This is a genomic window from Halosolutus sp. DAT137 (genome assembly GCF_059736405.1).
The window spans coordinates 285,343-300,249 of sequence record NZ_JCAQID010000008.1 but is presented as its reverse complement, the minus strand read 5'-3'; the positions used below and the strand labels follow the sequence as shown (position 1 = coordinate 300,249).

The following is a 14,907-nucleotide window of genomic DNA, read 5'->3' as shown; positions in this document are numbered from 1 at the left end:
TCACCGCTCGATATCGACCGGGACTTTTTGGGTATACTATCCAGAGTGACAGTCATGATAGACGACTCTGTTTCCGATCCTGGCACCGGTCCGTCCAGGCGTCGATTTCTTGGCGGAATCGCTGCCGCAGTCGGAACGATCGCAACCCCCGGCTGTCTCGGTTCCGTCCTCGGTTCGTCGCCGTCCCGGTACGAGGTCGACCGCGAGGAACCGAGCGAGCCCCGCGAGGGGACGCCCGGCGAGTTCTATCACTTTCTCGAAACGAACGGGATCACCGTAGACACGCTCGTTCGCGACGAGGACGAACTCGTCTTGCTCTACGAGTCCGAGGCGGAGACCGTCGAGGAATCCGACGAAGAAATCCTCGTCGTCTACCAGGTGTACAAGCAGGCGCTCGTCGATCGGGGCTCCGAAATCGAGTTTCTGTACTGCGAGATTACGAACCCGTTCGACGGGCAGGCCTACGGCTGGGGTGTCGATACGGAGTGGGTTCGACGATACGATTCCGACGACGCCGGCGACGCGGAGCAAAACGACGACGATCCGTCGATCGAGGACGGCGAAGAGACTACCGCAAGCGAGAACGGTGACGAGTCCGCGGACGGAAACGAAACCGACGACGGTATCGATATGAACCAGGTAACGCTCTGGAACAATATCATGAACAGTAAGGTCTACGAGGACGATATCGACGGGAGCGGCGACACTGACGACGGGAGCGGCGAGTGAGAACTGTAGCGAGCAGGGGCTGTGTCAGGTAGGCGCTCTGCGGCCCGCGACATCGCGGCTGTTTTGGGCAGTGCGCGTCTATCAATCGTCAATGGACGACGAGTTACGCGAGCGTGTCGAACGCGAGGCCGAGAAACACGCGCTGTTGAACGCGGTCAAACACGAAAGCGACGCGAACGTCGGTGCCATCATGGGCCCGCTGATGGGCGACAATCCCGACTTCCGCGAGCACGGCGACGAAATCCCCGGCGTCGTCGGCGGCGTCGTCGGTCGGGTTAACGATCTCGACTACGACGCCAAACGCGATCGACTCGAGGAACTCGCGCCGGAGGAACTGGCTGAGATCGAAGCCGAAGACGAGGAAGACGACCACGATCTGCCGGACCTGCCGAACGCGGAGGCGTACGACGAGATCCGGATGCGGGTCGCGCCGAACCCGAACGGGCCGTGGCACGTCGGTCACGCCCGGATGCCCGCCGTCATCGGGACCTACAAGGAGCGCTACGACGGCTGGTTTTGCGTCCGGTTCGACGACACCGACCCTGAGACGAAGCGTCCGGATATGGACGCCTACGACGCCATTCTCGAGGATCTGGACTACCTCGGATTCGAGCCCGGCGCGACGTATCGGGCGAGCGATCGCGTCGAGACATACTACGAGTACGCCAGAGAGCTGGTCGACCTGGGTGGGGCTTACACCTGCTCGTGTTCCGGCGAGGCGTTCTCCGAGCTGAAAAACGCCGGCGAGCCGTGTCCACACCGCGACAAGCCCGTCGAAACCGTCCGCGGGGAGTTCGAGGCGATGGTCGACGGCGAGTACGACAGCGGAGAGATGGTACTGCGGGTGAAGACGGACATCGAACACAAGAACCCGGCCCTGCGCGACTGGGTCGCGTTCCGGATGATCGACACGCCCCACCCACGCGAAGAAGCCAGCGAGTACCGCTGTTGGCCGATGCTCGACTTCCAGTCGGGGATCGACGACTACCTGCTGGATATCAGCCACATCATCCGCGGTATCGACCTGCAGGACTCCGCGAAGCGCCAGCAGTTCGTCTACGACTACTTCGACTGGGACTACCCGGAAGTCGTCCACTGGGGGCACGTTCAGCTCGATACCTACGACGTGAAGATGAGCACCTCGACGATCGCGGGCCTCATCGATCGGGGCGAACTCGACGGCTGGGACGATCCGCGCGCCCCGACGCTCAAGAGCCTGCGCCGGCGTGGCATCCGCGGCGAGGCGATCGTCGACGCGATGACCGGCCTCGGAACCTCGACGAGCGACGTCGATCTCGCGATGAGTACGATCTACGCGAACAACCGCGACCTGATCGACGAGGAGACCGATCGTCGGTTCCTCGTCCGAGACGGCAATCAGATCCCGCTGGCCGGTAGCCCACCCGAAGAGGCGAACCCGCCGCTACATCCGAACCACGAGGATCGCGGCGTGCGCGAGATTCCGGTCGGTGACTCGGTGCTACTGGAATCGGACGACCTCCCACAGCGCGAGGACCGAATCTGGCTGAAAGGACTGGGCTGTTTCCGCTACACCCGCGACGCCCTCCAGTACACCGGCGAGGACATCGACGTGGTCCGGGAGGGAGACGTCGATGTCGTTCACTGGGTGCCTGTCCACGATCGAGTCCCGGTCCGGATGCGCACGCCAGACGGCGACGTGGCGGGACACGCAGAACCCGGCGTCGGGGACCTCGAACCCGACGATGTCGTCCAGTTCGAGCGCGTCGGGTTCGCCAGAATCGACCGCCACGAGGACGACGAGACGGTCGTCTACTACACCCACCCCTGACAGCGACACACTCCTGACCGCGACACATTCCTGACCGCGACACACTCTGTCCCAATCGAACTGTCTGCGTCCCGTTCTCGACTCTCGATTGCTACTCGAGTAGGTCGTCGGCCCGATCGGGAAACGGGTCCGCGACCACCCCGTCCTGGCGGCCGAGAACGCGCGCGTGAGCCGCACAGACGTACCGGTTTTCCGCCCACGGAATGTGTAACTCGACGGCGACGGGCCGATCGCAGTCCGCTTCCGCGCAGTTCATACGTGTGTGAACGATCGCCACGAAATGAGTCTTTCCCCGATCCGGTGCGGTGAACATCCTGAGGACGGAGAACTGATGAGCTAGCGAAATCGATCGCGTCCGTTCGATCGTCGATCTCCACCGGTTCAGCTCCCGAATCCCAATACCTAGAACTATGCACCATTTCACTTCGATTATTGAACTATAGATCTGAACGGCTTTTGGAGACCGGTTTCGGGTGTAGTGGAGAGGTTGCGATCGATCGATTCGCCGCCGCCGATCGATCCTCAGAACAGGAAGACGGCGACGAGGAAGCCAAAGAGAATCGTGGTCGTCAGCAGCGCCTGAGCGGCCGTCGAGGCGAGCATCCCAACGGTCGCGTAGAACGCCGAGCGAGTACTCCGATCGAGATCGCCGTTGCGAGCGAACTCGAGGACGAAGACGGTGCCGAACAGGCCGACGAGCAACCCGATCGGGCCGGTGACGATCATGAGGGTGATCCCGGCGACGGCGGCAGCGGCCGTCGTTCCCCACGACGCCCCGCCGGCTTTCGCGGCGATCGACCCACCGAAAAACTCCACGAGGAGGGTGAGCACGCCGAGAGCGGTGAGCACGAGCAGGGTGATCGTTCCGGGCGCGGTGAATCCCGAGTGCCACCAGTAAAGGTACACTCCCGACAGCGAGAGGAGACCGCCGGGGACCAGCGGCACGAGCGTTCCGACGATGCCGGAGACCAGCAAGGCGACCGCGACGAACGTAATCGCATCGACCATACCGTTCTCGAAGACGGTAGACGGGAAAGGCGTACCGTCCCGGCTCTGTCAAATCACTTTTCAGAAACTGTCGCCCGCGAACGTGCACTTCGCTACCCGTGGGGAGTAACCGACTACTGTCACCGGAAAAGTAACGACAGTCCGCATGCACTATTCGTCTATGGCTGGCGACAGGAAGGATACAAAACCGCCCGACGAAGATGATGAGAACGCCGGAAAATACGATAAATACGTCGATCGGGTTTTGGACATATTCAGTCTATTTTAGAGATAGTACACCTATCATCCGCTACAGAATTCACGGGTGGTCGAGGCGGATGCCCCGATGCTTGAGGTCGGGATTATTGATCGAAGGCACCACGATCGGCATCGATACTGATCCCATATCATTACGTCGCTCGAAGATCATCAGGAACTATGACACGTGGTGCGATCGTCGTCGGCGCGTCCTCGGGAATCGGTGAGGCGCTGGCCCGACGGCTGGCCGACGACGGGTACGAGATCGGACTGGCGGCACGGCGAACCGAACGGCTGAAAGCGATCGGGTCCGAGTTGCCGACGAACGCTTACGTCGCGACGATCGACGTGACGGACGTCGAGGACGCCCGCGAGGGGTTTTTCGAACTCGCTGAGGCGATGCCGTCGGTCGACGTCGTCGTCCTCAGTGCCGGCGTCGGCCACGCGAACTACGAACTCGACTGGGAACGAGAGCGCCGGACGATCGACGTCAACGTCCGCGGGTTCACCGCTATCGCGACGGCCGCGATGGAGTACTTCGAGACCACCCCAGACCACGCCAGCGAGACCGACGGCCACCTCGTGGGGATCTCCTCGGTCGCCGCCCATTTCGGCAACGGCGGGACGCAAGCGTACAACGCCTCGAAGGCGTTCGTCTCGACGTATCTCGCTGGGCTTCGAGATCGTCGAGCCGGCTCGGACGCGGACGTGACGATCACGACGATCGAGCCGGGATTCGTCGATACCGACCTCTCGATGGGTACGTTCTGGGAGTGCTCGCCGGAGACGGCTGCCGCCCAGATCGCCCGCGCGATCGAGCGAAAGCGCGCTCACGCCTACGTCACGCGCCGCTGGCGACTCGTCGCGGCTGCGCTTGACCTGCTGCCGGAGTTCGTCCTTCGGCGCGCGCTATCCTGACTCGACGGACATACAGCGCGTGGCAGTCACTCCGCCAGGAACCGATCGCGAACCGCCAGCGCCGCCTCGGAGCCGTAGCGATCGACGAGCGGGCGGCAGGCCGTTCCGAGGGCGCGCTTGCACTGTCCGGCGGAGTGATAGCCGAGGCGGTCCGCGACGGCTTCCCACGCGTGGCCCTGCAGGGCGCGCAGGACGAAGAGGCGCTCTTCGCGCGGCGACAGATCGATCTCTGGCGAGTCGTCGAGGAAGTACCGCACGACGAGGTCGCGAAACGGGCCGGGGTCGACGTCGAACAGCCCCGGGCCGTAGGCCGCTCCCGCGACGACGCGCCACTCCCGATCGGTAGGTGCCAGCTGCGGCGGGGTCACGTCCATACTCCGCAAGAGCGCGCGGGCGACGTCGGGATCGAGATCGGCGAGCGAATCCGAGCAGACGGCGGCGATCCGACGGGCGAACCAGTCGCCGTGTCGGTCACACAGCTCCCGCCCGGCGGCGGAAGTCGGCGCCACCATGAGTGCGGAGTACTCACCGCTGGCCTCGTTGCGGGTCGTCGAGAGGTGGACCGCCCGATAGCCGTTCTCGTGCCAGAATCCGAGCAGCCCCGGCGTCGCGCCGAACCCGGTGCCGAGCCAGTCGAGTTCTCCCTCGAACTCGTCGCGGATATCAGCGAGCAGCCGCGAGCCGAGGCCTCGCGATCGAGCGACGTGATGGGTGGCGATGCGAACGATTCGGATTCCGGCGGGTCCTCCCGCCCGTTCGTCCCGAAGCTGGCTCGTGAGTATGTCGGGGAGCATGTTCCCCCGGACGCGGCCGCCCTCGTACATCATCGCCCGCGTGTCGGCGTCGAGGTTCCCCTCGCGGGCCAGCAGGGCGACGGAGACGACGTGTCCGTCGTGACACAGCGCCCGTGCGTCGAGATTCGGCGCGTCGAGCAGCCGTGCGAGGTCGTTCGGCTCGGTTCGGTAGTGTGCGAGGACGAGCAGGCCGAACGCTTCCCGGAGCAGGCTCTCGTCGGCCAGCAGGTCCTCGGGGTCGAGCCGGCGGTACTTGACCGCGCTCGAGGAGGGTTCTGCGTCGGCGACGAGCGAATCGACCGGCGGCCGAGCGTCGAGCAAGAGCGCGCGAAACGCCCAGACCTCGATCGGGTCGCCGGCGGCGTACCGAATCGGCTCCGATAGCCGACAGTCCGTGACCGTGTGGTCGCTCTCGGCGAGTCGATCGCGAAAGCGGACCGAAAACCCGCGACCCGCACCTTCGTAGCCGTGAATGGTCGTCGCGAACGCGACGTGATCGGCCGCGAGCAGGGATTCGAGCACCGAGACCGACAGCGCGGCGGCCTCGTCGACGATGACCACGTCTGCGGTGTCGAGGCGATCGTGGGTAGCGGTTGGCTCGAGAAATCGGATTCGCCCACCGGTACTCGTCTCGATCCGTTTCGGTCCGACTGCGCTTGCGACGCCGAGGGTTTCACAGAGGTCGCCGGCGCGATCGAACACCTCTCGTGCGTTCCGGAACTGGGGAGCGGTGACGAGGACGTCCCGGCCGTCGGCGGCGATCGCTCCCGCTGCGAGACCGGCGGCACTGGATTTGCCACGGCCGCGATCGGCCTCGAGAACGGCGGCCCGTTTCGCTCCCGAGTCGACATCACCTCTCTCGACTGAGAGCGATTCGAACGCCGAAACGGCCTCGACCTGATCGGCCGTCAAACAGGCCTCGTAGGCGGCCTCGGGAAAGCGTCGATCGTCCGGTGGGTCGGGACGCCACCGTGCCGACGCGAACCGGGGAGCGGGACGGGTGAGACCCTCGTCCGCGATCGTGCCCGTATCGCAGTCGACGATCGCGATCCCCCGGTGATCGCGAAGGGTCTCGACGAGTCGCCGCCGAAACCGACCGGTGACGTCGTCGATCGAAAACGGTGGGACGGCGAGTGACTCGTCGAACCGGCCGCGTCTCTCGGGCCACTCCTCGAGCGGCGGCGTTAGCAAGACGAGCAATCCCCCACCGTCGACGGTACCGACGAGTGTTCCCAGTGCATTTGGTTGGAGATTCCCGTGCGTATCGATCGCCACGAGGTCCCGCGTCGTTCCGAGGAGTTCGCTCACATTCGACTGGGGTAATTGCTCACAGCGGAGGCGGTTCTCCGGGCCGACAAGCGTCGTTCGCGTGATTGCAACCGGCAGGTCGTCGAGGACGGATTCGAGGGCGTCGTACCCGCGTTCGCGATCGCCCGCGAGCACCAGCAGTCGCCGCTCGTCCGTCCGTGTGGCTTCTCGACGGAGGCGACGAGCGAGATCGACGATTGCGGCGTCCATGTCTTCGTCTTGGCCGCTCGAGAGTAATAGGCACCGGACGGCGTGGAGCGCGATAGGTACCGGACGGCGTGGTGTGATACCGCGACGGAGCGTGGCTACCGGAGGCTGCGCGTAAGAACGAATACGAGCAGCGCCAGTAGCAACGCTCCGAGTAACGATTCGATGCTGGCGAGGACCCGTGCCCAGCGGCCCACGGGCTGAATATCCCCATAGCCCAACGTCGCGAACGTGACGACACTGAAATACAGGCTTCGGAAAAACGCGCTGAGAAGCACGCGTTCCGGCGTTTCCGTCGGGTCGTCGATCCGGTAGGTGATCGTTTCGTCGCCCGCGACTTCGCGGACCCCGCCGGTCAACGGGAACAACATAGCACAGACGAGAATCAGGAGCAACGACGTCGCGACGACGCGCCACGGACTCGTCCCGTATCGCATGACCCATCGCGACCCAGCTAACTTGATCGCCGGGAGATAGTCCCCGACCCGCCACGCTCGTCTGCGCCGAAGGTCCATCTCTCGAATGTAGTTCGCTTTCACTCGATCGGGAAACGCGTTCTCGTCGTACACTCGCTGGAGTTCTCGATAGACCCATCTCGCGGAGTCTGCCTTTTTTTCGACCGTGGTTCGGGCAGTCTGTCCATCGATTTCTTCCTCGTACACCGACGCGTCTCCGAACGTGGTATCGAGATCGATCCGAACGTCCGTCAGCCCCGCCCGATAGAGCCTCGCGTCCTCGAAATTCGCCCCTCGGAGGTCCACGAAAATAAACAGCGAATCGTGGAGGTTTGCCCCTTCGAAGGACGCCTCGCGAGCGTCGACGTCGCGGAAGGTCGCCCGACGAAGGTCGGCCCTCGAGAGGTCAGCGTGATCGATGATCGCGTCGGTGAAATCGGCTCCGATCAATGAACAGTCGGTGAAATACTCGATGTCCGCGAGCGATGCGCCCCGGAGATCCGCGCCGTCGAGTCGGCTCTCTGACGGCGGGGCGGCGTCTCGATACGCTGCGGGTGGGACCGACTCCGAGGTGTGCCAGAGACACCGATCCGCATCGTTCCACGTCGGTCGCCAACAGCAGACCGCACCGACGTCTTCGATGCCGCTGAGTCGAGCCGTGTACCCGCACCGATCGTCCATAACGAATTCTGGTCCCGACGCTCACTAATTCTGGTGCGGGCTATCGCAGCCAACGGCGGGTACCAGTACGGTTCCAACACACTGCATCGCAGCCGGATCCGATCGGCGTGCGGAACCCTCTCACGGACCCGATCGTTTGAACACGCTTTTATGGGGGGCAGGGCTACTCCGTACTACACCCTACGCGGGGTTGATGATGCTCCTAGCTTCACAGGACTTCCGCCGGGTCGAACCCGGCCCGGAGTCGTTGACTCCGGACGGCAGGGGAGCGCGAGCCCACACGTAGGAGAGGTGAACAACCAATGTCAGTCTACGTCACAACCGACATCCCAGCAGACCTCGCAGACGATGCCCTCGAGGCACTCGAGGTCGCACGAGACACCGGACGAGTAAAGAAAGGAACCAACGAAACGACGAAAGCGATCGAGCGCGGCAACGCCGATCTGGTCTTCGTCGCCGAGGACGTCTCTCCCGAGGAGATCGTCATGCACATTCCCGACCTCGCTGAGGAGAAGGGAATCCCCGTCGTCTTCATCGAGACCCAGGACGACGTCGGCCACGCTGCCGGCCTCGAAGTCGGCTCGGCCGCCGCGGCGATCGTCGACGCTGGCGAGGCGGGAGACGACGTCGAAGACATCGCCAACAAGGTCGAGGACCTCGACTGAGGTGAGTAGAGATGAGTGCTGAAGAGGAAGAAAGCGGCTCTACGCCCGCCGAGGTCATCGAGATCGTCGGCAAGACTGGCATGCATGGCGAGGCCATGCAGGTCAAATGCCGAATCAAGGAGGGCGAGAACCAGGGACGTATCATCACCCGAAACTGTCTCGGACCGGTCCGCGAAGGGGATATTCTCCAGCTTCGTGAGACCGCCCGCGAGGCCGACTCCATCGGAGGGCAATAATGGTCGAGAAACGAACCTGCGACTACACGGGCGAAGAGATCGAGCCCGGAACGGGCATCATGTACGTCAAAAACGACGGCAGCGTGCTCCACTTCGTCGACTCGAAGGCGGAGAAAAACTACAAGCTCGGTCGCGAACCGCGTGATCTCGAGTGGACCGCGGAAGGCCGTCGCGGCAAAGGGCCAGCCCAGGTCCAGACGCCGGCTGACGAGGAGTCAGACCAGGACGAGGACTCCGTCGAAGAAGACGAACTCGCCGACGAAGCTGAGGCTGACGCCGACGCCGAGGGAAGCGCTGACGAGAGCGACGAAGGCGCTAACGAATCCGCCGACGCCGAGGAAAGCGCCGACGACGCCGAGGAGGTCGAACAGTGAGCGACCACGAGCGCACCTTCGTGATGGTCAAGCCCGACGCCTTCGCACGTGGACTCGTGGGCGAAGTCGTTTCCCGACTCGAGGATCGCGGCCTCAAACTCGTCGGGATCAAAGTGCTCAACATGCCCGAGAAGCGGGCCCAGGAGCACTACAGCGAACACGAAGACAAGCCGTTTTTCGACGACCTCATCGAGTTCATCACCGCCGGTCCGGTCGTCCCGATGGTCTGGGAAGGCCAGGACGCGACTCGACAGGTCCGCCAGATGATCGGCGCGACCGACCCGCTCGAGGCTGCACCCGGTACGATCCGCGGTGATTACGCACTCGATCTCGGCCGGAACGTCGTCCACGCGGCCGACCACGAAGACGAGGGCGCGAACGAACGCGAAATCGCGATCCACTTCGACGAGGACGAACTGATCGACTACGATCAGCACGACGCCGCCTGGCTCTACGAGTAACGCCGCATCGATCGGCTCGTATCCGCATTTTCCGCCGTTTGTTGACCCGAAGCGATGCGTCTTCGAAACCCGTCTCTCGCGATCGATTTCGTCGACAGTGGACGTGGGGGACGGGGGACGCTTCGTCGGATGGGGACGACCGATCCGTGTTACTGACGGGTACTCGATCGCTCCCGACGGGACCCAGAAATCGATCGAACGGGCATGAAATCGGGGATTCGTACCACAGTCCTTCGCTGAATACACCACAATAAATACATGTTCCCTCATAGAGGGACACAACATCTAATGTACCGGCTGTAGTAGCAAGGGTTGGTGGTTCCGAATGGTAACTTACGGTAGGTGGTTCGCGAATGCGTGAAACGGAGGGGAAATCGACGTCATTGGCCGCGGAGGCGACGCCATCGCTAGATCGCATTTTCGAGATACTATCGAACCGGCGGCGGCGGTATCTGTTGTACTACCTCAACGAGCAGCCAGACGGCGTTGCAACGGTCGAAGAACTTGCCGACGCAGTCGTCGCGTACGAGGAACAAACAACCCAGTCGTCGATCGATCCGGACGAGGTGTACGAACAGGTTCGGACGGAGTTTCGACACGTCCACCTGCCGAAACTGGTCGCAACCGGAATCGTCGAACACGATCAACGCAGCGAGACGATCCGGTATCGAACCCAGCCGTCGCTCGAGGAGTGGCTCGAGCACGCACACCACAAAGAACTGTCGTAATTTTCCCCAGCGAGACCGCGCCGAGGTGGGCGTTGGTCTCGAGATGCGCGAGTGGCGAATTGCCAGATTGTGCTTCCGGGGTCGGCGGGTCGCCCGCGAGGACTGCACTCGAGTGCCGTCAGTCGCAATTTCCGATCGGTCGAACGCAGATCCGTCTGGCCCGTGATCGAGGGGCCTGGCCGTTTCGACTCGAGAGACGGTGCTGATCGGCTCGTTAGCCGTGAGATAACCTGCTTTCGGACGGCAGACACCGCTGTTGAAAGGTTTAACATGCGGTTCGACGTTCGTCAACGGGAGGAGTGATCCACAGGACGGGACGCCGATGGCCTGTGAGATGTGATATCGTCTCACTCCTCAAAACTTAACAGGGGAGATATCGTACCAAGATAACAGGTGACACTATGACTGATCACGAACTTCCACCACTTCCGTACGACTACGACGCACTCGAACCATCGATTTCAGAACAGGTCGTAACCTGGCACCACGACACCCACCATCAGGGGTACGTCAACGGCCTCAACGCCGCCGAAGAAACCCTCGCGGAGAACCGCGAGTCCGGCGAGTTCGGCTCGACGCCCGGCGCGCTCGGCAGCGTTACCCACAACGGCTGTGGACACTATCTCCACACGCTGTTCTGGGAGAACATGTCGTCCGACGGCGGCGGTGAACCCGAGGGCGACCTCGCAGACCGTATCGAGGAGGACTTCGGCTCCTACGAGGGCTGGAAAGGCGAATTCGAGGCCGCTGCCGGAGCCGCCGGTGGCTGGGCCTTGCTGGTCTACGACCCCGTGGCCAAACAGTTGCGAAACGTCGCCGTCGACAAGCACGACCAGGGCGCACTCTGGGGCTCGCATCCGATCCTGGCCTGCGACGTCTGGGAGCACTCGTACTACTACGACTACGGCCCGGACCGCGGCAGCTTCATCGACGGCTTCTTCGACGTCGTCAACTGGGACAAGGCAGCAGAAGAGTACCAGAAGTGTCTCGACCACTTCGAGTGAGTCGCACACGCGAGACTCGTCGCCGCTGAGACCGTTCACACTCGTATTTTTTGTGCCGATCGAAGCGCGTAGCCACGCGTCAGCTTCTGCTCCGTGCGAGGAGCGGTCTACCCCTGTGCGAGCTGGTACCCCGACAGTGTGAACCGGCACCACGGCAGTGTAAATAGTATCACGACAGTGTGAACCAGTGCCACGATTTAATTATGCACGTAACAATGGGGACGTGTATGGCCGTCGAAGACAGCCACACTCAGGGCGAAAGAAGGGCGCGCGAGGACGCTGGCAACGGCGTAGCGACGGCGACCCTGGAGTGGACGCTCGCAGACGCCTGCCGCGGCGACGTTCGCTTCGACGAGTACGCCCGCGTCCTCTACGCGACGGACGGTAGCATCTACGGGGCACAGCCTGCCGGTGTCGTCTTTCCGCAAGACGCCGCGGACGTACGAGCGGCTGTCCGTGTCGCAGCGGAGTACGACGCCCCGGTTCTCCCCCGAGGGGCTGGCTCGTCGCTGGCCGGGCAGGCCGTCGGACCCGGCTGCGTCGTTCTCGATCTGTCCCGGCACATGAACGACATCCTCGAGATCGACGCAGATGCACGGCAGGCGATCGTCCAACCGGGCGTCGTTCAGGACGACCTCGACGCCGCGCTCGCGCCCGACGGACTCCGATTTGCGCCGGACCCAGCCTCCTCGAATCGGGCGACGATAGGGGGCGGAATCGGGAACAACTCGACGGGTGCCCACTCGGTGCGCTACGGCATCACCGACGCCTACGTCGACGAGTGCGAGGTCGTCCTCGCAGACGGCTCCCAGATTCGTACGCGAGACGTCGTCCTCGACAGTCCCGAGTGGGAGGGGATCGTCGAGAAAGACGATCGCGAGGCCGCGATCTACCGGGCCGTTCGGGCGATCATCGAGGACAACGCCGCCGAAATCGAGGAGCGATACCCCGATCTCAAACGCTCCGTGAGCGGCTACAACCTCCAGAAAGCGATTCGTGAAGATGCGAACGGCGATCGAGTGATCAACCTCTCGAAACTCATTGTGGGGGCGGAGGGAACGCTCGGCGTCGTCGTCGAGGCGACGCTCTCGCTCGTGACTCGGCCCGAGGAAACCGCACTTCTCGTCTGCTGTTACGACGACTTACTCGAGGCGCTCGCCGCGGTTCCGGAGGCACTGGCCGTCGACACGAGCGCGGTCGAACTGATGGACAGCGAGGTGTTTCGTCTCGCGGCCGACTCACCGGAGTACGCCGAGTACGCGGCCCCGATCCCCGACGGAACGGAAGCGGCGCTGATGCTCGAGTTCGACTCGGAGGTGGTCGACGACCTCCCCGACGCGATCGACGGGGCGACTGACCACCTCGTCACAGAGGGGACGGCATTCGAGTCGATCGACGCGTTCAGTCCCGCGAAACAGAACCGCCTCTGGAAGCTCCGGAAGGCGGCCATTCCGCTGCTTATGAGCATGGACGGCGATCCGAAGCCCTACCCCTTCGTCGAGGACGCCTCCGTTCCGCCGGAGGAACTCGCGGCGTACGTCGCGGGCTTTCAGGAGATCCTCGAAGACCACGACACGACGGCGGCGTACTTCGCCCACGCGGGCGTCGGAACGCTTCACATCCGACCAGTCCTGAACCTGAAAACCGAAGACGGCGTCGAGACGATGCGATCGATCGCCGACGACGTGACAGACCTCGTTTGCGAGCACCACGGCTCGTTTTCGGGCGAACACGGCGACGGACTGGCTCGGACGGAGTTCAATCCGAAGCTCTACGGTCCCGACCTCTGGGAGGCGTTCAAACAGCTCAAATCCGCCTTCGACCCGGACTGGCGCATGAACCCCGGGAAGGTCGTCTACGGCGACGATGATCCTACAGACATCCGCGAACACCTGCGGTACGGGCCGGACTACGTCTCACTCGAGCCGCGGACGACGCTCGATTTCGACGCTGAGGGCGGCTTCTCGCCCCTCGTCGAACTCTGTAACGGCTGTGGCACCTGTCGCCAGACCGGCAGCGACGTGATGTGTCCGACCTACCGCGCGACCGAAGAGGAGATCGCGACCACGCGCGGCCGGGCAAACATGCTGCGGGCCGCGATCAGCGGCGAGATCGACCCTGACGAACTGTACAGCGATCGGTTCCAGTCGGAGGTGCTCGATCTCTGTATCGGCTGCAAGGGCTGTCAGAGCGACTGTCCGACTGGCGTCGATCTCGCGAAACTCAAAGCCGAGGTGAAACACCAGTATCACGACCGAGAGGGCACGAGTCGCCGCGAGCGCCTGTTCGCGGACGTCGATCGGCTCGCCGCGATGGGGAGCGCCACGGCTCCGATCGCCAACCGTCTGCCGGACCTGCCGGGTGCGCGGACGGTTCTCGAGCGAGTCGGCGGAATCGCGGCTGATCGGACGCTGCCGACCTTCGAGCGGGAATCGCTGGTCGACTGGTTCGCAGGGCGAGGCCCGCAGGTGGACGGGGCGACGGCGACCGATCGGGTCGTCCTCTTCCCCGATACGGACACGAACTACTCGCATCCGGCGGTCGGAAAGGCGGCCGTCAGGGTGCTCGAAGCCGCGAACGTCCGCGTCGTCGTTCCCGACCTCGGCTCGACCGGCCGGGCCGCCTACTCCCAGGGGTTGCTCGACCGGGCGAGAGCCGACGCCCGATCGCTGCTCGAGAACCTCGAGCCGTTTCTCGACGACGGCTGGTCGGTCTGCTTCGTCGAGCCATCCGACGCGTCGATGGTCGTCGACGAGTACCGATCGCTGCTGGCGGACGATCGCGTCGAGACGCTCGCGTCGAACGCCTACGATATCTGTGAGTATCTCGACGAAAACCGACTGGACGAGGAACTGGCGGTGGCGGCGACTGGCGAGCGACTGATATACCACGGTCACTGCCACCAGAAAGCGCGCGGCTCGGACCACCACGCGGTCGGCGTGCTCAGACGCACGGGCTACGCGGTCGACCCGGTCGATTCGGGCTGCTGTGGCATGGCCGGCAGTTTCGGCTACGAGGCCGAACACTACGACCTCTCGCGGGCGATCGGATCGGTACTCCGCGACCAGCTCGGGGAGAGCGGCGGAGACACCGTCATCGCGCCGGGTACCTCCTGTCGCACCCAGATTGGCGATTTCGAGGGACAGGATCGCCCGCCCCATCCGATCGAGGTCCTCGCGAGCGGACTGTCAGACGAGTCTTGTGAGTAGGCGCTACCGCGCGAACGAACACTCCCTCCCGGTCAGAAACTCACCGGCGTCGATCGAGTCATCGCCATCGGTTGGCAGGTGGA

14 protein-coding genes are annotated in these 14,907 nt (G+C 63.7%); 10 read left to right on the top strand and 4 right to left on the bottom strand.

Annotation, left to right across the window (positions count from 1 at the left end):
• Positions 1-54 precede the first annotated feature (54 nt).
• Positions 55-729 (top strand): DUF8159 domain-containing protein, encoded by a 675-nt coding sequence (locus AC6I6L_RS14575; protein WP_497918490.1) that lies wholly within the window; start codon positions 55-57, stop codon positions 727-729.
• Positions 730-820: 91 nt separating this feature from the next.
• A complete protein-coding gene (locus tag AC6I6L_RS14570; protein WP_497918489.1) occupies positions 821-2,539 on the top strand; it encodes a glutamate--tRNA ligase in 1,719 nt (572 codons plus the stop codon).
• A 91-nt stretch (positions 2,540-2,630) separates the two neighbouring features.
• Here AC6I6L_RS14570 and AC6I6L_RS14565 read toward each other — a convergent pair whose 3' ends face one another.
• Positions 2,631-2,795: a DUF8014 family protein gene (locus AC6I6L_RS14565; protein WP_497918488.1), complete on the bottom strand. Its 165-nt coding sequence runs from the start codon at positions 2,793-2,795 to the stop codon at positions 2,631-2,633.
• Positions 2,796-3,061: 266 nt separating this feature from the next.
• Positions 3,062-3,547, bottom strand: a complete 486-nt coding sequence (locus tag AC6I6L_RS14560) for a DUF456 domain-containing protein (protein WP_497918487.1) — start codon at positions 3,545-3,547, stop codon at positions 3,062-3,064.
• 417 nt (positions 3,548-3,964) lie between these two features.
• Here AC6I6L_RS14560 and AC6I6L_RS14555 point away from each other — a divergent pair, with 417 nt between their 5' ends.
• A complete protein-coding gene (locus tag AC6I6L_RS14555; RefSeq protein ID WP_497918486.1) occupies positions 3,965-4,702 on the top strand; it encodes an SDR family NAD(P)-dependent oxidoreductase in 738 nt (245 codons plus the stop codon).
• A gap of 26 nt (positions 4,703-4,728) precedes the next feature.
• Here the strand turns inward: AC6I6L_RS14555 and tmcA are convergent, their stop codons facing one another.
• Positions 4,729-7,014: a tRNA(Met) cytidine acetyltransferase TmcA gene (tmcA, locus tag AC6I6L_RS14550; protein WP_497918485.1), complete on the bottom strand. Its 2,286-nt coding sequence runs from the start codon at positions 7,012-7,014 to the stop codon at positions 4,729-4,731.
• A 95-nt stretch (positions 7,015-7,109) separates the two neighbouring features.
• Positions 7,110-8,147 carry a pentapeptide repeat-containing protein gene (locus tag AC6I6L_RS14545; protein ID WP_497918484.1) on the bottom strand — a complete coding sequence of 346 codons (1,038 nt, stop codon included), beginning with the start codon at positions 8,145-8,147 and terminating at the stop codon, positions 7,110-7,112.
• A 302-nt stretch (positions 8,148-8,449) separates the two neighbouring features.
• On the opposite strand from AC6I6L_RS14545, the gene rpl7ae reads away from it, so the two are divergent.
• The 7 genes from rpl7ae (at position 8,450) to AC6I6L_RS14510 (ending at position 14,824) form a co-directional block, all read left to right on the top strand.
• A complete protein-coding gene (rpl7ae, locus tag AC6I6L_RS14540) occupies positions 8,450-8,812 on the top strand; it encodes a 50S ribosomal protein L7Ae (protein ID WP_497918483.1) in 363 nt (120 codons plus the stop codon).
• Positions 8,813-8,823: 11 nt separating this feature from the next.
• Positions 8,824-9,048, top strand: coding sequence for a 30S ribosomal protein S28e (locus AC6I6L_RS14535; protein WP_008159535.1), 225 nt, complete (start codon positions 8,824-8,826; stop codon positions 9,046-9,048).
• Complete coding sequence (locus tag AC6I6L_RS14530) at positions 9,048-9,422, top strand: 50S ribosomal protein L24e (protein ID WP_497918482.1); 375 nt, start codon at positions 9,048-9,050, stop codon at positions 9,420-9,422. Before AC6I6L_RS14535 ends, AC6I6L_RS14530 begins: the two co-directional genes overlap by 1 nt.
• Positions 9,419-9,883, top strand: a complete 465-nt coding sequence (gene ndk, locus AC6I6L_RS14525) for a nucleoside-diphosphate kinase (RefSeq protein ID WP_497918481.1) — start codon at positions 9,419-9,421, stop codon at positions 9,881-9,883. Before AC6I6L_RS14530 ends, ndk begins: the two co-directional genes overlap by 4 nt.
• A gap of 353 nt (positions 9,884-10,236) precedes the next feature.
• Positions 10,237-10,611, top strand: a complete 375-nt coding sequence (locus AC6I6L_RS14520; RefSeq protein WP_497918480.1) for a DUF7344 domain-containing protein — start codon at positions 10,237-10,239, stop codon at positions 10,609-10,611.
• 401 nt (positions 10,612-11,012) lie between these two features.
• Entirely contained in the window at positions 11,013-11,615 is a 603-nt protein-coding gene (gene sod / locus AC6I6L_RS14515; RefSeq protein ID WP_497918479.1) for a superoxide dismutase [Mn], read from the top strand.
• Between the two features lie 227 nt (positions 11,616-11,842).
• Entirely contained in the window at positions 11,843-14,824 is a 2,982-nt protein-coding gene (locus AC6I6L_RS14510) for an FAD-binding and (Fe-S)-binding domain-containing protein (RefSeq protein WP_497918478.1), read from the top strand.
• Positions 14,825-14,907: the final 83 nt, after the last annotated feature.

Coding starts and splice junctions, on each gene's coding strand:
- AC6I6L_RS14575 (WP_497918490.1), top strand. CDS start 55: ATGATAGACGACTCTGTTTCCGATCCTGGCACCGGTCCGTCCAGGCGT.
- AC6I6L_RS14570 (WP_497918489.1), top strand. CDS start 821: ATGGACGACGAGTTACGCGAGCGTGTCGAACGCGAGGCCGAGAAACAC.
- AC6I6L_RS14565 (WP_497918488.1), bottom strand. CDS start 2,795: ATGAACTGCGCGGAAGCGGACTGCGATCGGCCCGTCGCCGTCGAGTTA.
- AC6I6L_RS14560 (WP_497918487.1), bottom strand. CDS start 3,547: ATGGTCGATGCGATTACGTTCGTCGCGGTCGCCTTGCTGGTCTCCGGC.
- AC6I6L_RS14555 (WP_497918486.1), top strand. CDS start 3,965: ATGACACGTGGTGCGATCGTCGTCGGCGCGTCCTCGGGAATCGGTGAG.
- tmcA (WP_497918485.1), bottom strand. CDS start 7,014: ATGGACGCCGCAATCGTCGATCTCGCTCGTCGCCTCCGTCGAGAAGCC.
- AC6I6L_RS14545 (WP_497918484.1), bottom strand. CDS start 8,147: ATGGACGATCGGTGCGGGTACACGGCTCGACTCAGCGGCATCGAAGAC.
- rpl7ae (WP_497918483.1), top strand. CDS start 8,450: ATGTCAGTCTACGTCACAACCGACATCCCAGCAGACCTCGCAGACGAT.
- AC6I6L_RS14535 (WP_008159535.1), top strand. CDS start 8,824: ATGAGTGCTGAAGAGGAAGAAAGCGGCTCTACGCCCGCCGAGGTCATC.
- AC6I6L_RS14530 (WP_497918482.1), top strand. CDS start 9,048: ATGGTCGAGAAACGAACCTGCGACTACACGGGCGAAGAGATCGAGCCC.
- AC6I6L_RS14520 (WP_497918480.1), top strand. CDS start 10,237: ATGCGTGAAACGGAGGGGAAATCGACGTCATTGGCCGCGGAGGCGACG.
- sod (WP_497918479.1), top strand. CDS start 11,013: ATGACTGATCACGAACTTCCACCACTTCCGTACGACTACGACGCACTC.
- AC6I6L_RS14510 (WP_497918478.1), top strand. CDS start 11,843: ATGGCCGTCGAAGACAGCCACACTCAGGGCGAAAGAAGGGCGCGCGAG.